Origin of the sequence: Caulobacter sp. (assembly GCF_017744445.1) — a bacterium.
In the GTDB taxonomy this organism is placed as follows: Bacteria; Pseudomonadota; Alphaproteobacteria; order Caulobacterales; family Caulobacteraceae; genus Caulobacter.
In genome coordinates this window covers 21,543-45,161 of the sequence record NZ_JAGIBH010000021.1, presented here as the reverse complement: position 1 = coordinate 45,161, position 23,619 = coordinate 21,543, and the positions used below count along the sequence as shown (strand labels likewise).

At 67.9% G+C, this 23,619-nt stretch carries 24 protein-coding genes; 18 read left to right on the top strand and 6 right to left on the bottom strand.

Annotated features, from left to right (window positions below; translation table 11 throughout):
* On the bottom strand, positions 1-610 hold a 610-nt coding region (locus tag J7528_RS22100), incomplete at its 3' end, for a hypothetical protein (RefSeq protein ID WP_291879053.1).
* A 138-nt stretch (positions 611-748) separates the two neighbouring features.
* On the opposite strand from J7528_RS22100, the gene J7528_RS22095 reads away from it, so the two are divergent.
* Positions 749-1,630, top strand: a complete 882-nt coding sequence (locus J7528_RS22095) for a tyrosine-type recombinase/integrase (RefSeq protein ID WP_291879050.1) — start codon at positions 749-751, stop codon at positions 1,628-1,630.
* 147 nt (positions 1,631-1,777) lie between these two features.
* Here J7528_RS22095 and J7528_RS22090 read toward each other — a convergent pair whose 3' ends face one another.
* The 3 genes from J7528_RS22090 to J7528_RS22080 all read right to left on the bottom strand — a co-directional run bounded on the left by J7528_RS22090 (position 1,778) and on the right by J7528_RS22080 (position 4,764).
* Positions 1,778-2,530, bottom strand: a complete 753-nt coding sequence (locus tag J7528_RS22090; protein WP_291879047.1) for an SDR family oxidoreductase — start codon at positions 2,528-2,530, stop codon at positions 1,778-1,780.
* Positions 2,531-2,654: 124 nt separating this feature from the next.
* Complete coding sequence (locus tag J7528_RS22085) at positions 2,655-4,076, bottom strand: MFS transporter (RefSeq protein ID WP_291879044.1); 1,422 nt, start codon at positions 4,074-4,076, stop codon at positions 2,655-2,657.
* Positions 4,077-4,152: 76 nt separating this feature from the next.
* Positions 4,153-4,764 carry a TetR/AcrR family transcriptional regulator gene (locus J7528_RS22080; protein WP_291879041.1) on the bottom strand — a complete coding sequence of 204 codons (612 nt, stop codon included), beginning with the start codon at positions 4,762-4,764 and terminating at the stop codon, positions 4,153-4,155.
* A gap of 758 nt (positions 4,765-5,522) precedes the next feature.
* Between J7528_RS22080 and J7528_RS22075 the strand changes: the two genes are divergently transcribed.
* Both J7528_RS22075 and J7528_RS22065 read left to right on the top strand, forming a co-directional pair.
* Positions 5,523-6,242: a DUF6624 domain-containing protein gene (locus J7528_RS22075; RefSeq protein ID WP_291879039.1), complete on the top strand. Its 720-nt coding sequence runs from the start codon at positions 5,523-5,525 to the stop codon at positions 6,240-6,242.
* Between the two features lie 702 nt (positions 6,243-6,944).
* A complete protein-coding gene (locus J7528_RS22065; RefSeq protein WP_291879038.1) occupies positions 6,945-7,145 on the top strand; it encodes a helix-turn-helix transcriptional regulator in 201 nt (66 codons plus the stop codon).
* Positions 7,146-7,148: 3 nt separating this feature from the next.
* Here J7528_RS22065 and J7528_RS22060 read toward each other — a convergent pair whose 3' ends face one another.
* Positions 7,149-7,283 carry a hypothetical protein gene (locus J7528_RS22060; RefSeq protein WP_291879035.1) on the bottom strand — a complete coding sequence of 45 codons (135 nt, stop codon included), beginning with the start codon at positions 7,281-7,283 and terminating at the stop codon, positions 7,149-7,151.
* Between the two features lie 340 nt (positions 7,284-7,623).
* Between J7528_RS22060 and J7528_RS22055 the strand changes: the two genes are divergently transcribed.
* From J7528_RS22055 to J7528_RS22010, 10 genes are all read left to right on the top strand, one after another.
* On the top strand, positions 7,624-8,139 hold the full coding sequence (locus J7528_RS22055) for a helix-turn-helix transcriptional regulator (protein ID WP_291879032.1): 516 nt from the start codon (positions 7,624-7,626) through the stop codon (positions 8,137-8,139).
* A gap of 66 nt (positions 8,140-8,205) precedes the next feature.
* Positions 8,206-8,631, top strand: coding sequence for a TrbC/VirB2 family protein (locus J7528_RS22050; protein WP_291879029.1), 426 nt, complete (start codon positions 8,206-8,208; stop codon positions 8,629-8,631).
* Between the two features lie 2 nt (positions 8,632-8,633).
* The gene (locus J7528_RS22045; RefSeq protein WP_291879026.1) at positions 8,634-8,894 is read left to right on the top strand and encodes a VirB3 family type IV secretion system protein; all 261 of its coding nucleotides are present in this window, start codon (positions 8,634-8,636) and stop codon (positions 8,892-8,894) included.
* A gap of 11 nt (positions 8,895-8,905) precedes the next feature.
* Positions 8,906-11,362: a conjugal transfer protein TrbE gene (gene trbE, locus J7528_RS22040; RefSeq protein ID WP_291879024.1), complete on the top strand. Its 2,457-nt coding sequence runs from the start codon at positions 8,906-8,908 to the stop codon at positions 11,360-11,362.
* The gene (locus tag J7528_RS22035; RefSeq protein ID WP_291879022.1) at positions 11,352-11,627 is read left to right on the top strand and encodes a hypothetical protein; all 276 of its coding nucleotides are present in this window, start codon (positions 11,352-11,354) and stop codon (positions 11,625-11,627) included. Before trbE ends, J7528_RS22035 begins: the two co-directional genes overlap by 11 nt.
* Positions 11,624-12,334, top strand: a complete 711-nt coding sequence (locus J7528_RS22030) for a conjugal transfer protein TrbJ (protein WP_291879020.1) — start codon at positions 11,624-11,626, stop codon at positions 12,332-12,334. The genes J7528_RS22035 and J7528_RS22030 overlap by 4 nt, the downstream gene beginning before the upstream one ends.
* Before the next feature lie 240 nt (positions 12,335-12,574).
* Positions 12,575-13,813 (top strand): P-type conjugative transfer protein TrbL, encoded by a 1,239-nt coding sequence (gene trbL, locus J7528_RS22025; RefSeq protein WP_291879018.1) that lies wholly within the window; start codon positions 12,575-12,577, stop codon positions 13,811-13,813.
* Positions 13,813-14,514, top strand: coding sequence for a conjugal transfer protein TrbF (gene trbF, locus J7528_RS22020; RefSeq protein ID WP_291879016.1), 702 nt, complete (start codon positions 13,813-13,815; stop codon positions 14,512-14,514). Before trbL ends, trbF begins: the two co-directional genes overlap by 1 nt.
* On the top strand, positions 14,511-15,530 hold the full coding sequence (locus J7528_RS22015; protein ID WP_291879014.1) for a TrbG/VirB9 family P-type conjugative transfer protein: 1,020 nt from the start codon (positions 14,511-14,513) through the stop codon (positions 15,528-15,530). Before trbF ends, J7528_RS22015 begins: the two co-directional genes overlap by 4 nt.
* Positions 15,527-16,711 (top strand): TrbI/VirB10 family protein, encoded by a 1,185-nt coding sequence (locus tag J7528_RS22010; protein ID WP_291879011.1) that lies wholly within the window; start codon positions 15,527-15,529, stop codon positions 16,709-16,711. The genes J7528_RS22015 and J7528_RS22010 overlap by 4 nt, the downstream gene beginning before the upstream one ends.
* A 35-nt stretch (positions 16,712-16,746) precedes the next feature.
* Here J7528_RS22010 and J7528_RS22005 read toward each other — a convergent pair whose 3' ends face one another.
* The gene (locus J7528_RS22005) at positions 16,747-17,016 is read right to left on the bottom strand and encodes a hypothetical protein (protein ID WP_291879008.1); all 270 of its coding nucleotides are present in this window, start codon (positions 17,014-17,016) and stop codon (positions 16,747-16,749) included.
* Positions 17,017-17,262: 246 nt separating this feature from the next.
* On the opposite strand from J7528_RS22005, the gene repC reads away from it, so the two are divergent.
* The 5 genes from repC to J7528_RS21980 all read left to right on the top strand — a co-directional run bounded on the left by repC (position 17,263) and on the right by J7528_RS21980 (position 23,573).
* Positions 17,263-18,528 carry a plasmid replication protein RepC gene (gene repC / locus J7528_RS22000; RefSeq protein ID WP_291879004.1) on the top strand — a complete coding sequence of 422 codons (1,266 nt, stop codon included), beginning with the start codon at positions 17,263-17,265 and terminating at the stop codon, positions 18,526-18,528.
* 215 nt (positions 18,529-18,743) lie between these two features.
* Positions 18,744-18,992 carry a helix-turn-helix transcriptional regulator gene (locus J7528_RS21995; protein ID WP_291879001.1) on the top strand — a complete coding sequence of 83 codons (249 nt, stop codon included), beginning with the start codon at positions 18,744-18,746 and terminating at the stop codon, positions 18,990-18,992.
* Entirely contained in the window at positions 18,992-20,317 is a 1,326-nt protein-coding gene (locus J7528_RS21990) for a type II toxin-antitoxin system HipA family toxin (RefSeq protein WP_291878998.1), read from the top strand. The genes J7528_RS21995 and J7528_RS21990 overlap by 1 nt, the downstream gene beginning before the upstream one ends.
* 168 nt (positions 20,318-20,485) lie before the next feature.
* A complete protein-coding gene (locus J7528_RS21985; protein ID WP_291878996.1) occupies positions 20,486-21,367 on the top strand; it encodes a toprim domain-containing protein in 882 nt (293 codons plus the stop codon).
* A gap of 76 nt (positions 21,368-21,443) precedes the next feature.
* Positions 21,444-23,573, top strand: coding sequence for a chromosome partitioning protein ParB (locus J7528_RS21980; protein WP_291878995.1), 2,130 nt, complete (start codon positions 21,444-21,446; stop codon positions 23,571-23,573).
* The last annotated feature ends 46 nt before the right edge of the window (positions 23,574-23,619 follow it).

The window sequence follows — 23,619 nt, the reverse complement described above, 5'->3', positions numbered from 1 at the left end:
GTCTTGTCGCTGACAACAGGCGACGAAGGCTTTCGAGGTCGCAGTGCTGGGCCTCGCGCACGACCAGAACCAGCGCAAAGCCGTCCAGGACAAAGCGCGCATATTCCCCGCAGACGGCGACCGCTTGGGCCTGATCGCTCTGCAGAAGCGCCTTGGGACTGTGCTGGCCAACGCCAAGTAAACGGGCCGCGTAGTCCAGCGCGACCTTGTAGGCGCTCTCGAACGAGGGCAGCTCGCTGACGAGGTCGCCTGCGGACTTTTCGGCGGCCGTCTTCCATCGCCGCTGCTTGAGGAATTCCGAGAGGCTTGGCCAGGTCGCCTTGTCGTCGGCGGCCAGGTCCGAAAGCGCCTCGGCGCACTTTTGCAGGAAAAAGCCGTCGTAGAGCCGCGTGCCGCCGGCCGTGGCGCGGATGGACGGATCGACCAAGCAGAACCGACGTTCGGGCGCGTCCATCTCGCCGCGCACCCGATCGATCAGGCTTGATTTGCCAAACCCCGAGGGCGCGCGGACGACGACCAGGGCCGGCTCTTGAGACTGCGGATCCAGGACGCCCTTGAAGTAGGCCAGCTCTGCGCCGCGATTGATAAACTCCAGCGGACCGCTACGCATAATCCCGAATTATCCAGCCATTTCCTCACCGCACCCTACACGCATGGCTGCAAAAAGGTGAAGCTTCAACGCATGCATGCACCTACGCGTCCGTGGTGCATTTCTTGCGCTGCCGTCCCCGTTTTGAGGGAGCTGAGCATGATTGTTACAAAGGAAATGACGGACGCCTATCTGGATCGCTTGAGCGCCCGTCGCGATCCCTCCCCCCATACGCTGCGCGCATACCGGGCCGACTTGGCCGACTATCTCGCCTTCCTCGACGATCGATCCCTCAAAGCAACCTCCGAGTCGCTTTTAAGCTACGTGCGAGAGCTCTCGCGGGGGCGCGCGCTTGCCATTCGAACCGTGCGTCGGCGGGTCGCTTGCCTGAGAGGCTTCTATAAGGACCTCGTACGGATCGGCGCGCTCGAACAGACGCCCTTCCAGGCGCTGGAGATCAACATACCGCGGGCAAAATCGCTGCCGCGCTGCCTAGCTCGCGAGGAGGCGGCCCTGCTGGCGCGAGCAGCGTGGCTGAGATGCGCTGCGGATGCGCCGGACAAGGACTTCGCCATCGCGGTCCTGCTCCTGCTTTCCGTAGGCCTTCGGGTTGGCGAGCTCGTAGCCCTGGCGCCTTCCGATCTCGACGCCGCCGGCAGCTTGAGGGTCAAGGGCAAAGGCCGTCGTGAACGGCGCGTTCCCATCGTCGACCCCCGGCTTCGAACCCTCGTGACCGCGCTCGCGTCTCCAGAGAGGGCGGTGCTATTCAACGCTCAAAGTGGCGGCTGGAGCACGCAGGCTTTCCGTCAACGCCTACGGCTCTTCGCTGTCGAGGCCCAGGTCTCTCGCAAGGTCACGCCGCATATGCTTAGGCACACGGCCGCCACGCTCTTGCTGGAAGACGGCGTGGATCTCCTCTTCCTACAACGCCTGCTGGGCCACGAAAACATCTCGACAACCGCCATCTATGCGCACGTCGGTGACGCCAGCCTCAAGCATGCGCTCGAAAAGGCCAGTCTGCTATCGCGCCTAGCGGCTTAGCGTAAAGTGCTTGTCCAACTCCTGCCCCGCGCCGGTTGCGGACGTTGGATCTGCTACACGATCTCGGCACTCAGCTCCGGATCGCATGAGGTATAAGATTTTAGGGCGCAGCCGGGGCGCGAGGAGTCTGCCCCTTCGCGCGTGCGTTCAGGCGCTAATGCCGCCATCAACAAGGATGCCCGAACCGGTAACGTAGGCGGCGCCAGGCCCGGCAAGGAAGGCGACCGCTTCGGCCACTTCCCTTGCCTGACCATAGCGGGCGATCGACAGGCTTGGCAGGATGGACGGCGCCAGAGCGCCATCGGCGGGGTTCATGTCGGTGTCGATCGGACCCGGGCGGACCAAATTGACGGTGATCTCACGCGGTCCCAGTTCACGCGCAAGACCCCGCGTGAAGCTTTCCAGCGCGGACTTTGTGGCCGCGTAGACGGCTATGCCGGCGAACGGAACAGACAGGCCCGCATTGCTGCCGATACTGATGATGCGGCCGCCGTTTGGGATGTGCTTCAGCGCGGCCTGGGTAATCAGGAAGACGCCGCGCACATTGACGTCCAATTGCAGATCGATCTGCTCGAGCGGCTGCTCGGAAAAGTCACCCGCCAAGAGGACGCCGGCATTGTTGACCAGGATGTCGAGGCCACCGAGGTCGGTGACGGTCTGCTCCACAGCCGCCTTGGCGGCGTCAGCACTCGCGGCGTCGGCCTGGATGGCGACCGCCTGGCGGCCCAGGGCGCGAAGGTCGGCGACCAGCGCCTCGGCTTTTCCCGCGGACTTCTCGTAGGTGATGGCGACGTCGGCGCCGTCCTCGGCCAGCTTCAGCGCTATGGCCGCGCCTATGCCGCGGGCCGCACCGGTGACGAGCGCGCGTTTGCCCGCGAGACGAAGAGAGGCGAGGTTCATATCGGTGTTCCTGCGTGAAACTGTTCGGCGCTGCTTTGGAAAGAGCGGGTTACCGGCCACGGACGTGGAGACGGATCGCGCCGACCGGGCCAAGGCTTGAGCGGTCTGAACAAGCCTGGTCGAGTCATGGCGGGCTGCCCGTCGTGGGACCGGCAGGGTCGCTAGACAGCCATCCCGCGATCAGAAGACAACCGGCGATCGCCAGGGCCGCGATGCCATAGGCATGACCGAAGGATCGGGCGTCGGTCGCCGATCCAAGCACCGAGAAGAACAATCCGCCGATCAACGCGGCCGCCAGCGCCGCGCTGATCTGGAACGTCGAATTGACCAGGCCGGCCGCCAGCCCCGCCTGTCTCTTGTCGATACCCCGGACGACGGTCTGGACGAGGTTCGGGAGCGCGATGCCCTGTCCCACGCCGATGAAGAACAACGCGACGAACAGAAATCGAGGAGCGCCGAAAGAAATCAGCACCGCCGTGGCCGCCAGCCCCCCAGCCTGCACGCCCATTCCGGCGGCCGCCGCGTATCGCCCGAACAGCTTAAGCACCCGCCCGCTGACAAAGGGGCCAAGAAAGAAGCCCGCCGCCGCCGGAAGAATCGCCAACCCGGCGGCGAAGGGCGTCCGCCCTAGTCCCCCTTGTTGGTAGATCGAAAAGACCAGCCAGAACGCCGCGACGACATAAAAGAACAGGGCGGCCAGCAGTCCTCGCATCAGTCCGGGAGCCTGAAACAGGCTTGGCGCCACGATCGGGTCGCCGCCGCCCATCTCCAGCTTTCGCTCAAATCGCCAGAACGCCAGCAACAGCGGGACGGCGGCGGCCAGCATGGCCAGCGCCCACCACGGCCAGCCCTGCTCGCGCCCTTCGATCAGCGGCGCGATGAGCGCGAAAAGGCCAAGCGCCAGCAGGACGGCGCCGCCGACGTCCAGCTTGCTGGGGCGATCCGATCGCGTGTCCTTCACCAGCAAGAGCGCCGCGGGCGCGGCGATCGCGATCACGGGCAGGTTGACCAGGAATATGCTTCGCCAGCCGAGCCCGAAGATATCGAGCGCGATCAGGGTTCCGCCCAGAAACAGCCCCGCCATCGACGCCAGCCCGAAGGTCATCGCGTAAAGGCTCAGGGCCTTCGATTTTTCGTCTTCCGGAAAGATCGCATTGATCGAGGCCAGGGCCTGGGGCGCCATGATGGCGGCCGACACGCCCTGAAGGATCCGGCCCATGACCAGGGCCGGGGCGGCCGAAGCCCATCCGCACAAGGCCGATGAGGCCGCAAAGCCGGCCATGCCGATCAGGAAGATGTTCCGGCGCCCGTAGAGATCGCCCAGACGCCCGCCGGTGACCAGCATCACCGCATAGGCCGTGGCATAGCCCGAGATGACCAGCTGCATCACGGCCGCGGAAGCCCGCAGGTCCGCCCGGATCGACGGCAACGCCACATTGACGATGAAGAAATCCAGCGGCGGCAGGAACGCTCCGGCCAGCAAAACCACCAGGGCGGTCCATCGGCGGGGGTCGCGACGGGCTTGCGTGTTCAGGGCGTGGTTCAAGGTCGTCTCCTGCCGGGGGCCGGCGCAGCTCAACAGTTTCGCGCACAATTCGGAACCGTATGGTTCCAAATTAGAGTCAGCCCAACGGTTCGAGGGCCAGTTTGATCATCGCTCGCATGTCATCGCGATCGGCGCCCGCCTTGCCCAACACCCGCATTCCCTGAATCTGGCATACGAGGAACCTGGCCAGGGTTGGCGCATCGCGGCGGGGGTCGATCTCGCCGGCGGCCTGGGCCCGTATGATCGCCTTGGCGTAGAGGTCTTGGAGCCGCTGGAACAGGCTAGCGACCCGGCCCGAGACCTCCTCGTCTCCCGGCAGCATTTCCGTCGCCGTCAGGACGACGAAACAGCCCCGCAAGCCCTCTGCGCCAAAGGATTGGTCCGCATTCCGCAGAAGAGCGTTGCGAATGGCCGATAGCGGAGATCCCTGAGCGCCCAGGACCTCGCCGACCTCGCGCAGAGCGTCCTCGATGTAGGCGTCGAGGGCGCGCACGAAGACGCCCTTCTTGTCCCCGAAAGCCTTGTAGAAACTGCCCCTGGAAAGCCCCATCCCATCGAGCAGGTCCGGCAGCGAGGCGTCGTGGTACCCACGATCCCAGAAGACCTCCTTGGCCTTGCGGACCGCCTCTTCGAGTTCGAACTCGCGGGGGCGTCCTGGAGATGGCGATGACGACGTGCTGCTGACCATAGACGGTATATGGAACCGATCGGTCTATAAATCAACCATGGCGTTCCAACGCGGCTAGAGGTTTGCCGATGGCGAAGCGCCCGTCACCAGGGCGCGCTTGCCAACCAGATACTTCATATGAATCCAAAGCCCTTTTATGAAGTGATCGATACATAAGCAGCCAGGAAGGCGCCGGGCGGGTTTAAGGGGCTGATCTAACGATCGATGCAAAATTCAGAACAAGGTCCGAAAACCGACGCCAACGCCCCCTCGCGCGGACGCGGTCGGCCGCGCGCCTTCGACCGCGACGCGGCGCTGGCTCACGTCAGAAGCGTCGCCTGGGCGCATTGGCTACCGATGTGGCGGTCGATCAAACGACGATCGGCGGCGTCGTCACCGGTGGCTTGTCGACATATGTTCTCCGCCAGGCGATTGGCTCGATCGTAGTGCCGCTCGGGTCGAGGCTTGAGCCAGAGGCGCGCGGAATGGAGGCTTGCGCCAAGCTTCGCGGCGGTTGAGAGCCCCGCTTTGATGGCTGAACAAGCGGCCCGTTCGGTGGGCCGAGACGGTTCCCGCGCCGGAAGGTCGCTCAGCACGTCGTGGAGCCAGAGTAGATTCTCAGCGACAGGCGTTTCAATCGGCGCAGCCGTCTGTTGCTGGGGAAGCGCAAACTGCTGGGTCTCGACGCAGCTAAGCCGGGAAGGATAGCGGTCCCGCCGAAACTGCATCTGCGCCCAAAGATTGTCGAGTCCGACTTTACGCCCTAGGGTATATCGATCATGCTCTTCGCTATCGCCCGCAATAGCTCACGCCCTGACGGGCGAAACCGAGTGCTCCGCCTCGCGCTCAAGGTCGTGACTGTTTCCCTTCTGGTGGTTGGGCTCGCCACATTCCCGAGCGCGCCCCGCGCGCAATTCACGGCCAGAAATCTCACTGCCCAAGACCTGGGAATCCGCGACGTGTCCGAGCAGGAGCTGGAGGCGCTCAGAGCCTATCCGATAGCCAGCAACGCACTGAGGGCGGAGTTAGCCGCCGCGCTTAGCGCGCCCGACGGCGAGGAGCGCGCCCGAGAGATTGCTCGAATTAACCAAGAAATCCTAAAACTCGACGAAACCATGAGGTCCGTCGCGATCCGGCTTGTGCGCGGCGGCTTTTGGCTGCGCACGAAGAACCGAGATATTGCGCTGGACGCCGCCATATTTGGCGTCATTCAACACATATTCGATCCAGAACTCGTTCTGACATCGCTGGCGCAAATGCCGCCACTCGTGGAGCGCCGCCTTATTCCCGGGGATTTTTACGCCCTAATGTTCGATCGCCAAGCGATGCAGGAGGGGCGCCCGCAGCGCTTCGGCTCTCAATTTGATTGCCGCGACGGCCGGCTCGTCCTCTACAGCCTCGAAGACCCCGCTGGCGTCGACGCCCGCAGAGCTCAGCTGGGGATGACGCAAACGAGTGTCCAGTACGCCGAGCCGTTCTTGGGGAAGCGTTGCAAATAGAGCTTGACGTCACGTAGAGCGTCATGCCGCCAACCGGCCGATTGCATGCACACAGAGAGCGTTGGTCTGAAGCGCGTCCAGAACCCTCAAGCTCTCTGCCGGATTTCTTCCAACGAAATCATTAACAGAAATAGGCCTAACAACATTGGCCGGATCGACAATGAACGTTCCACGGAGTGACGCCCCCTCCTCCCCGTCGAAGATACCGAATGCGCGCGCTAGATCAGCACCAAGGTCGGCGAACTGCCAAAGAGGCAAGCGCGACAATTACGCCCCGTCGCGATTACCGCAGTGCAGCCAGCAGGGCTTCATGGCGGCGCAGATAAGCACCATGAGAAGAAGACCGCCCGCGACCAGATCGAAGCGGCCCAACAGAAAGCGGTAAAGCCTGGCCGAACGCGAAAACGGCGTCACCCCTGAGCCGTCCGTTGACGGCCTAAAATCGACACGCAGCCCAGTTCGATGGATTTCTCGCCTTGCGCCTGGCGCGCGAGGCGTCGCTGCGCGGCTCTTCAAAACGCCGGGCAGATTTGGAATTGCCGTTGCCGCAACAGTTGATAGATTGTTTCTCGTAAAGGTTGAGCCGAGTCCGGTTCTTTAGGAGCCTGGTGAAAGGACACCGCCGCGTGAGAACGGCTTTGTTTGGAGTACCGTCTCTAAACTGAGCAGGGCCGGTTTGCAGTTCGCAACCGGAGTAATCGCGTGCCCCGTTTTCTGCTCACGCCCCGTCAGCGTGAATGCCTGAAACTGGCCCAACAGGGTAAGACCGCCGTCCAGATCGCCGACCTCCTCGGCATTTCCGAACATACGGTCAACAGCTACTTTTCCGACGCCTATCGTCGTCTCAACGCCCGAAACCGGACCCACGCGGTCGCCGAGGCGGTGCGCTTGGGCGAGATCTGACCGTCACGTCAGGCGCTTAGCTCCCATCAGGCCCAGCAGCGCCAGCAGGCCCAGTTTGAAGGTTCCGGCGAAGAGGTCGATCGCGATGCGATAGCGCGGCCATGCCCCGTCGCCGACGCCGACGCCGACCAGGGTCAAGATCAGGACGGCCGCGCCGCTGGCGCCGTCAGGGCCATCACGCCGCTAAGGCAAAGCCGAAAGGCGCTGGCGCGGGGAGATGGGCGGCGCTTGGCGGGCATGGGGCGCAATCCTAAGGCTTGGCGGCCAGAGCGAGCGCCTGGCGCGCCCACGGCTGGAAGATTTGTCGTCGGCAAGCCATGCGATCACGCCGGCCGCGGCGCCAGCGGCCGGCGTTGTGGCGCTCGGTCGGCACAACGTCGCCGCGCTCGGCCACGACATTATTTTTCCGGTCGAGGGCCAGAAGCTCGTCAGAACCTGGACGGCGCGCGCCGTATCCTCGTTCTGCGGAGCCTGCCCTGTGTCCGACACCCCCGATCCCCGCGTCCATCCGATCGATCAGCATGTCGGCCGCCGTGTCCGCCTTCGGCGAAAGCTGCTGGGCCTGTCGCAGGACGCCATCGCCAAGGACCTGAAGATCACCTTCCAGCAGGTCCAGAAATACGAGCGCGGCGCCAATCGCATCAGCGCCTCCAAGCTCTACGAGATCGCCCAGGCGCTCGATGTCTCGGTGACCTTCTTCTTCGAGGGGCTAGCGGCGCAAGGCGCGCCGCCTTGCCCGGCTCGCCGCGCGCGCAGCGCCGCCCTCTCGCGGTTTCTGGGCGAGGATGACGCCAGCGCTTGGATCGAGGTGCTGGCCGCCATCCAAGGTCTGGCCCTAAGGCGCAAGGCCCTAGCGTTCCTGCGCACGGTGGCCGACCTGGAGACCGAGACCGAGACCGAGACCGAGACCGAGACCGAGACCGAAACCGAGACCGAGACCGACGGCCTAGCGCCCAGGCCGGCGCTCCGGAAGGCGGCCGCGACACCGTCCTGACCGACGGGGCGGGGCACGGGGCGGGGCGCGGGGCGTGTTACGCTCAAGTCCCGTGGGTTTTCACCCATGAAATCCTCTAAATTGCGGCGCAATGTAGGGCTGTGCACGGTGGGTCTCGCCAACCGCGAGGAACCGGTCATGCCCACGCCCGCCACCGCGACGCCGCCCGCTGGCGCGTGTCTGCGTCCCATACGCCTGATGCTGCTGGCTGGACTGCTGGTCCTGGCCGCCGACCCCGCCTGGGCCTCGGGCGGCGGCGCCGCCATGCCCTGGGAAGACAAGCTGACGGCGATCGCCGACTCCGTGACCGGACCGGTGGCGCGGGCGATCGGGGTGATCGCGATCGCGCTCTTTGGCATCGCCGTGGCGGTGTCGGAGGGGGGATCGATGGTCCGGCGCGGCTGCAGCGTGCTGTTTGGCCTGGCCATCGCCTTTACCGCCTCGAGCTTCTTCCTGCCCTGGCTTGGCTTCACGAGCGGCGCGGTGTTCTGACGATGGGCCAGGTCGACGGTTTCGAGATCGCCTTCCACACCGCCCTGGCCGAGCCGGTGACGCTGGGCGGGGCGCCGCGCGAGATCGCCGTGCTGATCGGGACGCTCACCGCCATGCTGGCGCTGGGTCTGCAAGTGCCGTTGATCGGTCTGCCGCTGGGCCTGGGCCTATGGACCGGGGCCTATGTCCTGGCCCGGCGCGACCCCTATGTCTTCGACGTGCTGCGCCGACACATCCGCCAGCCCGCCACGCTCGACGGCTGAAGGGACCGGTCATGCTCTATCTGGGCGAATACCGTCGCCGGTCCCAACGCCTCTTCGACCATCTGCCGTGGGCGATGCTGATCGCGCCGGGCGTGGTGCTGAACAAGGACGGCGCCTTCCAGCAGACCCTGGCGTTCCGAGGACCGGACCTGGCCAGCGCCACCGATATCGGCCTGGTCGCCGCCCGCGCCCAGCTCAACAACGCTCTGCGCCGGCTCGGCTCGCGCTGGTGCCTCCACGTCGAGGCCGTCCGTCGCCCGTCGCGGGCCTATCCGCCGGCCCGCTTTCCCGACCCGGTCAGCCATCTGATCGATGAGGAGCGTCGTCTCGACTTCGAGGCCGAGGGTGTTCATTTCGAAAGCCGTTTCTATCTCACCCTCACCTATCTCCCGCCGCAGAGCGCGGTGGGCAAGGCCCGCAGCCTGCTGGTCGAGAACCTGCCCGGCGGCCAGGGCGACCAGGCGCTCTACAGGGCCGCCTTCGAGGAGTTCAAGGCCACGGTCGCGGGACTGGGCGACATCCTGGCGGCGGTGCTGCCAAGGGTGGGCCCCCTCGACGACGCCGAAACCCTGACCTATCTGCACGCCTGCATCTCCACCAAGGCCCATCCGGTCGCGCCGCCGCCGACGCCGGCCTATCTCGACGCCTTGCTGACCGACGATGACCTTCAGGGCGGGCTCTATCCGCGCCTGGGCGGTCACTATCTGCGCACCCTGTCGATCCGCGCCTTCCCGGCCGCCTCCTCGCCGGGGATCCTCGACCAGCTCAACGCCCTGGGACTGTCCTACCGCTGGGTCAGCCGCTACCTGCCCCTCGATCGCGAGGACGCCCGCCGGGCCGTGACCACCCTGCGCAAGCGCTGGTTCTCCAAGCGCAAGGGCGTGCTGGCCGTGCTCAAGGAGGCGATCACCAAGGAACCGTCGGTGCTGGAGGATCCCGACGCCGTCCACAAGGCCCAGGACGCCGACGCGGCCCTGGCCCTGCTAGGCGAGGACGCCGCGGCCATGGGCTATTTCACCCCGACGGTGACGTTGATGGACCCCGATCCCGACGTCCTGGCCGGGCAGGTGCGCCAGGTCGAGGCGGCGATCAACCGGGCCGGCTTCGTGGCCAAGGTCGAAGACCTCAACGCCGTCGAGGCCTGGCTGGGCAGTCTCCCGGGGCAGGCCTATGCGGACGTGCGCCGCCCGCTCGTCAGCACGCTTAATCTTTGCGACATGCTGCCGCTCTCGGCGATCTGGCCTGGGCCCGATCGCAACGCCCACCTGACGGCCGAGTGCGCCAAGGGCGGGGCGGCCGGCGTCCAGCCGCCGCTGATGCACGCCCTGACCGGGGCCACCACCCCGTTCCGCCTCGACCTGCATCAGGGCGATGTCGGCCACACCTTCCTGGCCGGCCCGACCGGCGCGGGCAAATCGGTGTGCCTGCTGACCCTGGCGCTGCAATGGCTGCGCTACCCGCGGGCGCAGGTGCGCATCTTCGACAAGGGCGCGAGCGCGCGCGCCGCCACGCTGCTGGTCGGCGGGGCGTTCCACGACCTTTCCGGCGGCCGGGCCCTGGCCTTCCAGCCGTTGGCCGACATCGACGACGCCGATGAGCGGGCCTGGGCGCAGGGCTGGGTCGAGGACCTGCTGATCTCGGGGGGCGTGACCCTGGATCCCCCCGTGCGCGAGGCGGTCTGGACCGCCCTGCAAAGCCTGTCGGCCGCGCCGCGAAGCCAGCGCACCCTCACCCTCTTGGCCGCGACCCTGCAGGATCGCGCGCTGAAGGCGGCCTTGGCGCCCTTCACGCTGGCCGGCCCGCATGGCCGGCTGCTCGACGCGTCGGGCGCCGACTTGGCCAGGGCCGACTGGCAGGCCTTCGAGATGGGCGAACTGATGGCCAGCCGCACGGCCGCGGGTCCCGTGCTCACCTACCTCTTCCATCTCCTGGCGCGCGACTTCGACGGTCGGCCGACCTTGCTGGTGCTCGACGAGGCCTGGCTGCTGCTGGAATCGACCGCCTTCGCCGGCAAGATCCGCGAATGGCTGCTGACCCTGCGCAAAAAGAACGTCGCGGTGCTGTTTACCACCCCCAGCCTGAAGACGGTCTTGGACTCGCCGATCGCCGGCGCGGTTCTCGAGGCCTGCCCGACCCGGATCTTCCTGCCCAATCCGGACGCGCGCTCGCCGGAGCTGGCGCGCGCCTATGGCGCCTTTGGTCTCAACAGCCAGCAGGTGGCGATCATCGCCGGGGCCCAGGCCAAGCGCGAATACTACTATCAAAGCGCGGCGGGCAATCGCCTGTTCGAGCTGGGCCTGGGGCCGGTGGCGCTGGCGGCGGTGGCCTCGGCTTCGCCCGGCGACCAGGCGATGATCGACGGGCTCTTGGCGCAGCACGGGGCGGAGGGCTTTGCCGCGGCCTTCTACCGGGCCAAGGGATTGCCCGAGGTCGCCGATTTCCTGGCGGAGACGCGCGATGCGGCCTGACCCTGGCCGCAACGCCGCCGCGCGCGCCTCGTCCTGGCTGGCCAGCCGGCGGCGGCGACGTCTGGCCCTGGTGTTCGCGCTGTTTCCAGGCGCGGCCCTGGCCATCGCCGGCGCGCAAATCCTGGTCAGTCCGCCGATCCTCCTGGCCGGACTGGTCTGGCTCGCGGTTGGCCTGGGCGTCGCGCGGATGGTCGCGAGACGGCTGCCGCCGCTTGCGCCGCCCCCTTCGCACGACCCGCTTGTTCCCAAGGAGCCTGTCTCATGACTTTGTCGCGCCGCGCGGCCCTGGCCGCCACGCCGATGGTCTTGCTCGGCCTGGCCACGCCGGCCTGGACCCAGGTCACGGTCTATGATCCGGCCGCCGTGACCCAGATGCTCAAGCAGGTCAGCCAAGGCCTGCAGCAGATCCAGACGCTTCAGGCGCAGCTGGCCAATTCCGAGCGCATGCTCCAGAGCCTGGGCGTCGACGTCACCGGCCCATTGCGCGACATCGCCAGCCAGGCCACGGGCCTGATGCGGCAATCCCAGGGTCTGGGCTACAACGCCGCCGACCTGTCACGGGATTTCGCCGCCCTCTATCCCGCCGATCTGGCGGGCCTTTCGCCCGCGGCCCTGGCCGACAAGCTCGCGGCCTGGAACCAGGCCAGCCGCCAGACCCTGCAGGAGGCGATGCAGGTCCAAAGCCAGATCGTCCAGGCGCAGGGCCAGACGGCCGGGGCGGTGAGCGGCGCGGTCAGCGCCTCCCAGGCCGCCCAGGGGCAGACCGCCGCTGTCCAGGCCACCAACCAGCTGCTGGCCGCGCTCTCGGTCCAACTGACCCAGCTGCAGACCCTGCTGATCAGCCAGGCGCGGCAGGTCCAGACCTTTGAGGCGGAAAAGCGCGCGCTCGCGGTCAAGGCCGAGGCCGATCGTCAAAGGATGTCGGTCGTGACCCGCACGTCTCGTCCCATGCCGAGAGACGGTTTCCAATGACGCGCCGGGCAGTTCTGACAGGCATTTTGCTAGCGGTTACGGGCTGCTCGCCCAAGCTGGATCCCAGGCCTGAGCGAAGTCGGTGCACCGAAGCCGAGTGGCGTGCCCGTCAGGCCCAAACGCGCGCTTGCGCGGCCGAGATGCAAGCGTTGCTCGACAAAGCGGCTGCGGATCGCGAGCGTCTTTCGGTGGTCACTAAGACGCCGCGACCGGCACCGCGCGACCGTTTCTGAGGCCGCCATGTCGACCGCCTCGCCCGCCGCCATCGATGAGCTGCTCAACCGCTACACCGCCCAGGTCGGCACCGGCTTTGGCTTGGTGCAGGGCGATGTGCAGGCGGTGTTCGGGACCTTGATGGTCATCAGCCTGGGCCTGTCGGCCCTGCTCTGGGCGCTCGACGAGCATCAGAACGTGCCGGCCGCCCTGATCCGCAAGATCCTGCTGTTTGGCTTCTTTGCCTGGCTGATCAGTGGCTGGCACGCCCTGACCCTCACCGTCGTCAACGGCTTTGCGGCCCTGGGTCTGAAGGCTGGCGGCGGCAACCTGGGCGTCGCCGACCTGATGGCGCCCTCGCGGGTGGTGCAGGATGGGCTCGGGGTCGCCTTTGATCTGCTGAAGTACATCGGCCGGGTCGCCAGTGAGGGCATGGGCACCGGCTTCTTCAGCCATATCGATGCGATCCTGGTCACCGGCCTGGCGGCCATCGGCATCATCCTGGCCTATCTGGTGCTGGGCATCGAGATCGCCGTCACCATCGTCGAGTTCTACATCGTCACCCTGATCGGCTTCGTCACCGTACCGTTCGGGATCCTCACCCAGACCGCCTTCATGTCCGAACGGGCGATCGGCTACGTCGTCTCGGTCGGGGCCAAGATCATGGCCCTGGCCCTGGTGGTCTCGATCGGCGAGCAGATCTTCGCCAGCTACACCGTCTCGCCCGAGCCGGCCTGGGAGGAGTCGTGCGGCCTGCTGCTGGCGGCGTTGATGATCGTAATGCTGGCGCTGAAGATCCCGGCCCTCGCCGCCGCGCAGATCACGGGCGGTCCTCAGCTCAGCGCCGGTTCGGCCGCGGCCGGCGCCATCGGCCTGGCCGCGACCGTCGGCGGTCTGGCCCTGGCGGGCCGTTGGGCGCTGGGCGCGGGCGCGGCCGGCTCGGCCGCCTCATCCTCGGCCGCGGCGCGGTTGCCAAGCGGCCGGGGCGGGTCGACGGGCGGCCAGGGCGGCGCGTCGGGCGGTGGCGGTCCGTCTGGTGGCAGTCCGTCTGGAAGTGGTGCGTCCGGCGACGCCGCGGCATCGGCGGCCAAACGCGGCGCGGGATCGGCGGCCGTCGTGCGCCAGGCGCGCAGCACCTACCAGGCGCCGCCCCCGCCGCCAGCGAGCCCCGCGCCGTCTCCCGGCCCGCCCGCAAGCGAAGCGCCCACCAACCCGCCGGCTCAGCCGGACGTCTGGGCCGTCGATCCGCCCGTCAATCCCAACTGATGATCGAGATCCCGATGCCGAACGCCTTCTCGCGACCCGAGGACCGCTACGGCGCCTCGACCCCGACCGAGACGCCCTATCACCGCGCCGCTCAGGTCCACGACGATCGGGACGGCGCCAAGCTGGCCCAGGCCCGCAACTGGCGACTGATGGCGTTTTTGTGCCTGGCCCTGGCCAGCCTCAGCACCGGCGCCTTCATCTATGTCCAGCTTACGCATCCGATCGCGACCTATGTCGTGCCGCTCGATCGCTACAATCGGCCCGGCCGCATCGAACTGGCCGATCGGGCCTACCGGCCCGACCAGGCGATCATGGCCGCGTTCACGGCCGATTTTGTCCAGGCTGTTCGCGCCAAGAGCACCGATCCGGTGGTGCTGCGCGGGGCCTGGGAGCGGGGCCTGGCCATGACCGGCAAGGCCGCGCGCGTCCAGCTCGTGCAGTACGGCCAGGATCATGATCCGGCCGCGCGCTTGGGCCAGGAAGCCATCGCCGTCGAGATCGTGTCGGTCCTGCAGGCCTCCCCGACCACCTTCCAGGTCCAATGGCGCGAGACGACCTATCTGCAAGGCGTGGCCGCGCCGGCGCAGCGCTGGACAGGGCTCTTTACCCTGACGCCGCGCAAACCCTCCAACGAGGCCCAGCTGCTGGCCAATCCGCGCGGCCTGGAGATCACCAGCTTTCAATGGAGCCGCGAACTATGAAGACGCGATCGCTTGCGCCGATCCTGCTGGCCGCCGGGCTCGCGACCGCGCTGTTGCAGGCCACGCCGAGCTTGGCGGCCTCGCCGCCCGACCCCGTCGCCGCCAAGACCGCCCCGCCGCCCGCGCGCCCTTTGGCCTTGCCCCTGCGCTTCGCCGCTCGTCCCTCATCGCCGCCCGCGCCGAGCGCGATGTCGGCCCCGGCGCAATCGCCCCGGCCCAAGATCGCGCGCTACGCGCGGTCGCGCGCGAGCACTCCGCTGGCCCAGCTCAGCCGCGCCAACCGCGAGGCGCGTGATGGGCCCGCCAGCGGCGCGTTCGTCAACTCCACGCTCTACCACCCCTACGAGCCGGGCCGGATCTACGATCTCCACACCCGGCCGCTGTTTCTGACCACCATAACCCTTCGGCCCGGCGAGAAGCTGATCTCCAAGGCGGCTGGGGATACCGTCCGGTGGGTGCTGGGCGAGACCGAGGCCGGCGCGGGCGAAGCGCTGCAAGTCATCATCCTGGTCAAGCCAACGCGCCCGAACCTGCGCACCAACATCGTGCTGACGACCGACCAGCGCACCTATCTGATCGACGCCGTCTCCAGCGCGGCAGGGCCCTATACCAGCGTGCTGGCCTGGACCTATCCCCAGGAGGAGGCCCGCGCTCGGACGGCGGCCGCCGCCTCGGCCGCCAGCCCGCAGGCCCAGGTCCTCACGCCCGCGGTCCCGGTCGAGCGGCTGGATTTCGGTTACGCGGTGCGCACCACCAAGGGCCGGCCGCCGCCCTGGCAGCCGGTCCGGGTGTTCAACGACGGGGCCAAGACCTATGTCGAGTTTCCGCCGGACCTGGCGGTGCGCGAGGCGCCGCCGCTCTTCCTCCTCGACGACGATGATCAGGTGCAACTGGTCATCCCGCGCCTGGCGGGCCGCTATCTCGTCGTCGATCGCCTGATCGAGCGGGCCGAACTGCGGCTGGGCGACAAGAAGCCCGTCGTGGTGCGCATCACCCGGCGGGGCGCGCGCTCATGAGCGAGGCGGCGACCGACACAAGACCCGCCAAGCCGCCGCCCGAGCCGGTGCTGATGACCCCGCCGCGCCGCATCACCCGCTATCGGCCGGTGGTGGTCGGGGCGATCGCCGGCGGGGTCATCCTGCTGATCGGCGCGGCCTTCATCATCGGCTTTGATGACCGGGCCCGCGAAAAGCCCGAAGCGGTCGCAACGTCCGAGCCCGGCGAGCCGCCCGTCGCCCTGGAGACGCGCCTGCCAGCCCGCTACGACGATCCGGGGGCCGCGCCCGGCACCGCGGAACTGCCGCCGCCCGAGGGGGGCGGCGGCTCGCGCCCCTCGCCCGCGCCGCCACCGTCGTCGTCCTCGCCCGCGCCGGGACCTTCGGCCGAGGTCCAGGCGGCGCGCCAAGAAGGCCTGGCCGCGCGAGGATCGGGTCCGTTCTTTGGCGGGGCGGGCGCTGCGCCAACGCCTTCGCCGCCGGCGGCGAGCGCCGGTCCCGCAGGCTGGGGCCCCGCCGCGCCCAGCGCCGCGCCGGCCTTGTCGGCCCAGGAGCGGTTCATCGCGGCGGCGGGCGCGCGTGGGCCCACGACGGCGATCCTGCCACGCCCTCCGCTGTCGCCTTGGGAGATCAAGGCCGGGGCCTTGATCTCGGCGGCCCTGATCACCGGCATCAATTCCGATCTCCCCGGTCCCGTCATCGCCCAGGTCACCGCGCCGGTGTTCGACCATCGCACCGGGTCGCGGGTGCTGATCCCGCAAGGCGCGCGCCTGATCGGGCGTTACGACAGCCAGGTGGGCTACGGCCAGCAGCGGGTGCTGGTGGTCTGGACGCAGATGGTCTTCCCGTCAGGCCGCAGCGTGGATCTCGGCGCCATGGTCGGTCTCGACGCGGCCGGGATGAGCGGCCTGACCGGCAAGGTCGACAACCATCTGCCGCGCTTGGCCCGCGCCATTGGTCTGTCGACCCTGATCTCGATCGGCGGCGCGGCGGCGCAAAACAGCGCCGGACGCCGCGACGATCGCGTAGTGCTGCAGGACGCGGCCGGCGGGGTGGCCAGCGCCGCCAGCCAGACGGGCCAGCGCCTTGTCGAACGCGATCTGCAACGCGCGCCCACCCTGGTGATCGCGCCGGGGCAGCTTGTCCGGGTGCTGATCGATCGGGACCTGATCCTGCCGCCCGAAGACCCGCCATCGCGTTGAATTGGAAAAGCAACCTCGAGCCGGGCGATTCCCATCTAGATCAAGGGGCTATATTCGCCCGAGGCGGGTGTTTCCACCGCCGCCTTTATTAGTTGGCGGGCTGGAATCGCGATCTTATCGCCGACGCCATGAAATCCGCCCATCAGCTTGAATACCAGGCCGAATACCAAAAGCGCCTCCGCGCCGACGCTCGCGCGGCCGGCAAGGCGCAGCTGAACGGCATGGTTGGCAAGCGCTTCATCGAGATGCTCGATGAAATCAAGGCCGAACGCGGTTTCACCAATCGGATGGACGCCCTCGAGCATGCGCTCGAGACCTATTTCGACGGGGGCAAATCGGAAAGGAAACCTGCCGTGAGCGCATAGAAAAACCCGGCACGCTGGAACGCGCCGGGTTCTCCAGGTCATTCGCTAGAACGGGATTGGCGTCCCGCCCGAGCTCTCAAGTCCTGCTCTTTCTAACCGAATCACCGACATCGCTGCAATCCAAAAACGCGCGTTCGCGCGACGGGAACCTGTGTGCCTGCGGCCTCCCTGGAAGGAGGAGCAGAAATGCAGACCGTCTCGAACGGTGTAGGCGACGTGCGCCGTCAAGCGGACGCCCAATGGGCGGCCGCGAAGTTGGCCGACGCCTACCAAGGCCTGCCGGAGGGTGTCTCCAAGGCCATGCTGCTCGATCGTTTCGAGCGCGCCGCGCCCCGGCTGGGGCTTGGCGATGGTCTCGTGCGCCTGATCCGCGCCCTGGTGCGCGTGACGTTCGAGCAGGACTGGACGGGCCGCACGCGTCCGATCGCCTGGCCGTCCAACGACGCGCTGTGCGAGGAGCTGCAGCGCTCGCGAACAGTGGTCCAGGGCCTGATCCGCGCGGCCATCGCCGCGGGCCTTGTCCACATGCGCGACAGCGGCAACGGCAAGCGCTGGGGCTATCGCGACGAGCGGGGCCACATTCTCGAAGGCTTTGGTTTTGACCTGGCCCCGCTGGCGGTGCGCTGGGACGAGTTCGCGGATCTGGCCGCCGCGCGTGGCCTGGAACAGGCCACGCGCCGGGCCCTGATGCGCAAGCTGGGGGAGATCCGCCGCGAGATCCGCACGGTCTGCGCCGACGCCGTCCATCGGCGGTTCGAGGGCTTCGACTGGCAGGGCGCGGTCGACCAGGCGCAGGGCCGGCTGCCGCGCACCCCCAGCCTCGGCGAGCTTGAGGCGCTGCATCAGCATTTTTCGGCGCTGATGGCGGCGGTGGATGCGGCCTGGGTCAAGGCCAGGGAAAAGGATCAATCAGAGCCCAGGGGCGCTGAAAGCCGAGCCCATAAAGAACCTACAAGCCAGCCTGGATCTGAAGGATCAACGTATTCATCTCTTCGAAAAGAGGTAGTCGAACCGGCCGCGCGATCCTTCCGACGACCGGCGCAAGCGGACCTGGCCCAGGTGGAGGCGGCGATCAGCGAGGAGACGATCCCGCTATCGCTGGTGCTCGAGGCCGTGCCTGAACTGGGCGACTTCCTGGAGGACCCGGCCGGCGCCGGCTGGGAGGATCTGGTCGAGGCCGTCGGCCGCGCCGCGCCGCTGATGGGCGTCAATCTGTCGGCCGTGCGCGAGGCGCGCGAGACCATGGGTCGAAACCGGGCGGCGATCGCCCTGGCCACGGTGCTCGCCCGCTGGAAGGATCACGAGATCCGCTCGTCGGCGGGGGGCTATCTGCGCGCCATGTGCGAGCGCGAAAAGTTCGGAGCGCTCAAGCTGCTGCCCAGCCTCTACGGCCTGAAGGATCGCGCCCTGTCGACAAAATCGCGGCCTGGACGCGGGGCGCGGGCAGAATGACGGCCGACAGGATTTCGTGCGCGACAGCGGCGATTTTCACAGGCCCGATCTTGCCGCTAGCCGTCGAACCCCAGCACGGGGGGCGGCGGCTCCAAGGCTTACGCCGGAAATCGCATAAATCGACTTTATGCTTGAAACAGCATAAATTGATTTTATGTCGAAAATCGCATATCTCTCCCATATGCGATTTTGCGCATGACCTTGGGAGCTGTGGTGTGTCCTGGATCGCCCGTTCGCCAGATCAGCTCGGCGCCATCATCCGAAACCTGCGGGAGCGCCGCGGGCTCAGCCAGACAGACCTGGCCGAGCTGGCCGGCGCTCGTCAGGAGATGGTGTCGATTATCGAGCGTGGCCATGACGGAGCCAAGATCGCGGTTATCCTTGACCTGCTGCGGGCCTTGGACACGGACCTGACCGTCGCCCCGCGGTCGGGTTCGAACGGCGACATCTTGGATGTCTTCTGATGGGCCGGCGACGCGCCCATGCCCCGCTGCAGGTGCTGATCAACAACCGGCTGGTCGGTCGCCTGGAAAAGGAGGCCAACGGCGCGATCGGCTTTCGCTACGATGAAACCTGGCTCGACTGGGCGCCGGCCTTTCCCGTTTCGCTTTCGTTGCCTTTGAGGCCAACACCCTACCGTGGCGCACCGGTGGCGGCCGTGTTCGATAATCTGCTGCCCGATAATCCTGACGTGCGACGGATCATTGCCGAACGGACCGGCGCGGCCAGCCTCGACGCCTACGGCTTGCTCGAGCAGATCGGTCGCGACTGCGTTGGCGCGCTCCAGTTTCTTCCTGAAGGGATGGTGCTCGACGCGGCCGCGCCGGCCACTGGAACATCGATCAGCGACGCCGAAATCGAGTCCATCCTGGCGAACCTGGCCCGAGCGCCCCTGGGCCTGGATCAGGAACAGGCGTTTCGGATCTCGGTCGCGGGCGCGCAGGAAAAGATAGCCCTGCTCTTTCAGGACGGGCAATGGAAGCGGCCGACCGGCACGACCGCCACCACCCACATCCTCAAACCGCAGCTGGGTCAGATCCCAACGGCCTTCGGGACGATCGACCTCTCCAATAGCGTCGAGAATGAACACTATTGCCTGAAACTGATCGAAGCCTTCGGCCTCCCCGTGGCCCAGACGCAGATCGTCCGGTTTGGAGACCGCACCGTGCTGGTGGTTGAGCGGTTTGACCGCGCCTGGCGCGGCGTCCAACTGCTGCGACTGCCGCAAGAGGACTTTTGCCAGGTTCTATCGATTGCTCCGTCCCAGAAATATCAGAACCAGCACGGCCCGAGCGCCGTAGACATCCTTCGTCGCCTAAAGGCCTCGGAGACCCCGCTGGAGGATCAGGCCGCGTTCTTCAAAAGCCAGGTTCTATTTTGGCTCATCGGCGCCACCGATGGGCACGCCAAGAATTTCAGCGTCTTTTTGAAGACCGGAGGGCGTTTCGCCATGACGCCGTTCTACGACATTCTCAGCGCCCAACCCGCCTTCGACGCCAAGGCCATTGCGCACCGGACCTACAAGCTGGCCATGTCGGCCGGGGACAACCGTCACTACAAGATCCTTGACGTCCACGGTCGCCATTTCGTGGAAACGGCCCGGGAAGCAGGCCTTCGGCCTCGACTGGTGCGGGCGGTCTTCGACGAGATCATCGCCCTGGCCGACAAAGCCGGCGAGCGGGCCCTGGCTCAAATGCCGGTCGGCTTCCACGAAGGGATTCACACAAGCCTGACGCGTGCGATCCAACAACGCTTGCCGCGTCTGGCCAGCGCACTTGCCGAGCTCTGAGCGGCCAGGTCGCCATGGGAATATTATCGGTCCCAAGCCGTGGATGAGATTGGCGCTGTCACGGCAGGGCAAGCTGTGCTGACGGCTGGCGTCGGGGGATTGGCCGGCTCGAGTGAAAGTCAGGGGCGATGAGGACGGGCCACCGGAGGTGGCCGAGGAGTCCTGACCATGTCCCTGCGCGCCATCGTCCGCCAACTGGGCGGCGACCTCTATGACGGCGGTCGCCGCGCCAACATCCCCGCCCCGGGTCACAGCCGCGCCGACCGGTCCGTCTCGCTGCTCGAGCGTGATGGCAAGATCATCGTCCACACTTTCGGCGACGGCGACTGGCGCCAGGTCCGCGACCACCTGCGCGGCCTTGGCCTGATCGGCGCAGGACGTCGCGCTTCGCCAGCCGCGCCCTCCACCGCGGCGGCCGATCTCGCCGCTCTTTCCATGCGCCGACGCGCCGCCGAGGCGCTCTGGGCGGCGGCGCGCCCGCTCGCCAACACCTTGTCGGCGCGCCATTGCCAAGGGCGCGGCATGGTTTGCGCCCTGCCGGGTCCCGACGCGCTTCGTCATCATCCCGCCGCGCCGATCTCGGTCTATCGGCCTGGCCGCGCCCGCCGCCCGGCCCTCCTGGCCGGCGTCCGCGACGCCGATGGGGCGCTGACCGCCGTCGAGGTCACCTATCTCACGCCCGGCGGCCGGCGGGCCTTTGACCTGGCCCTGTCGCGCAAGACCATCGGCGTCTTGCCCGCCGGCAGCGCCGTGCGGCTGGATCCCTTGGCGGCGGACCTGCTGGTCGCCGAAGGGGTGTTCACCGCCGCCGCCGCCGGGCGGCGCTTTTCGCGCCCGGCCTGGGCCTTGCTGTCGACCTCGAACCTGCGCCGCTGGCGGCCTCCGCCGGGCGTTCGCTCCCTTCTGATCGCCGCCGATCGCGGCCCTGATGGCGAGGCCTCCGCCGCCCGGCTGGCCCAGACCGCGACCGAAGGCGGGGTGGTCTCGACCATCGCCTTGCCGCCGCCGGGGTTTGGGGACTGGGACGAGGCGCTCAACGGCCGGCGCTGACAAGGAGGGGAAAGGAAGGGTCGGCGCGGGCGCGCCGGGTTCCAGGATGGGCCTGGTCCGGCGCTGGAGATCCGACATGAGCAAGTCCGCCACCGGCAAGGCCGCCGCCGCGCGCCCGACCGCGCCCAACTCCAGGCTCACCGACGGCCAAGCCGTTCAGGTCCGCTTGGGCGATTTGGGCCTGGCCCCGGAAAACCTTCGGTTCGACGAGCCGGCCGACGCCGACATTCCGCAGTTGGCCGACACCATGGCCGCCGCCGGCGTGCTGATCATGCCGATCGTCCGGCCGGGCCGGAACGGGGAGAAGGCGTTCATGGCGCTCGATGGGCGTCGTCGCCGTATGGCGCTGCTGCTGCGGCGCGATCGCGGCGAGATCGACGATGATCATCTCGTCACCTGCCAGGTGGCGGTGAGCAAGGCCGCCCAGACCGCCGCCCTCGTCCTGCCCAACACCGAGCGCGCCCCGGTCCACACCGCCGCGGTCATCCAGGCCATCGGCAAGTTCCGCAAGGCTCGGATGGACACGGCCGCCATCGCCAGGGCGCTGGGCTATGACGTCACCGAGATCCGCCGCTTGGAGGCCTTGGCCGGCGTCCACCCCAGGGTGCTGGACGCCTTCCGCAAAGGCCGCCTGACCCTTCAGCAGGTCAAGCTCCTGGCGCGGATCGAGGACAAGTCCCAGCAGGGCCAGTTGGCGCAGTCGGCCCTGGACGGCCTCCTGCAGGACTATCAGCTGCGGGCGCGGGTCGAGCGGGGGCGCGTCACGGTAGAGGATCCCCGTGTGGCCCTGGTCGGCATGGCGCGCTACGCCGCCGCCGGCGGCGGCTCGAGCAGCGACCTGTTTGGCGAGATGCCGGACGCGCTGCATGATCCTGATCTTCTCGAACGCCTGTGGCAGGCGCGCGCCGACGCCCTGGGCGAGAAGCTGCAGGCGCTGGATCTGCGGCTGTTCATCGGACCGGACGGCGGCCTGGCCGCGCCCGATGGCTTCGAGACCCTGCCCTATGTCTATCATGGCGACCTGTCGGAGCCGCAGAAGACGGCGCGGGCGGCTGCTCGCGCGGCGATCGACGAGGCTGTCGCGCGGCTGAAGGCGCTGGCGATCGACAGCGACGCGGCCCTCGACGCCATGGTCGCGGTCGTGACCGCGCGGCGCGACCTGGCGGCGGCCGGCCTGGCCCGCGGCGCCTTGGGAGCCTTGCTGCTGTCGCCCTGCGCCGACCTTGGCGTCGACACGCGCTTTTTCCAGAGCGAGGCGATCGAGCGTGAGGCGGCCGACGACGGGGACGCTGCGGACGCGGCGCCGATCGCCATCCGCTACGGGCCCGTCGAGCCACCGGACGTCGCCGAGGTTTGCGTCGTGGTCGAACGCGACGGGGCTGGTCACCGCCTGCACGAGACGCGCACCGACATCGCCACGCGGGGCCTGATCCGCGATCTCGCTGACAACCCCGGCGCGGCGCTGACCACGCTCGTGGCCCAACTCTTCAAGGCGCTGGCGCTGAACGGCCCAAGCGGGGCCAGCGAGTCGGCCCTGACGGTCGAAGCGGTCCGCTATCGTCGCGCGTCCGCCCCGCCAATGCCCGCGCTCGACGGCGAGGTCCTCGACCGCCTGGCCGCGCGGCGTGAGGCCTATCTCGCCTCGGGCCAGCGGCCGATCGCCTTCATCGACGGCCTGGCGCACGGTGAGAAGATGGCGCTGCTGGCCGAGCTGGTGGCGGTATCGCTCGATCTTCGCGAGCCGCGCAACAGCATGATCCGGCGCAGCGCCCGCGCCGAGGCGGTCGAGATCGCCGCCCTCTGCGACGCCGACCTCTCGGCCCACTGGTGCGCCGACGGCCCGTTCCTGGCCCTGCACTCCAAAAAGCAGCTGCTGGCCATGCTGGCGGCGATGAAGGTCGAGGATGAGCGCGCCGCCAGCCTGAAGAAGGATGACCTGGTGACCCTGGTCGCGGACGCCGCCGCCGAACGACGTTGGGCGCCGGCGGCGCTGTCCTGGACCGCGACAGAGGTCGATGCCGGTTCTGACGACGCCGACGCCGCGGCGATGGCCGACCAGGAAGCCAACCTTGGCGTGGACGTCCCCGCGGCGCCCGAGGACGGCGCGAGCGGCCCAGGGACAGCCGAGGTCGACGCAGCCGTCGGCGTTCCGGGTGAGGCCAAGACCGAGGACGGCGAAGGCGAAAGCCGGCCAATCGCGGCCTGACCGGCGCGAGCCTCCGCCATCCGGCGGGGGCTCGAACCCTGCTGCG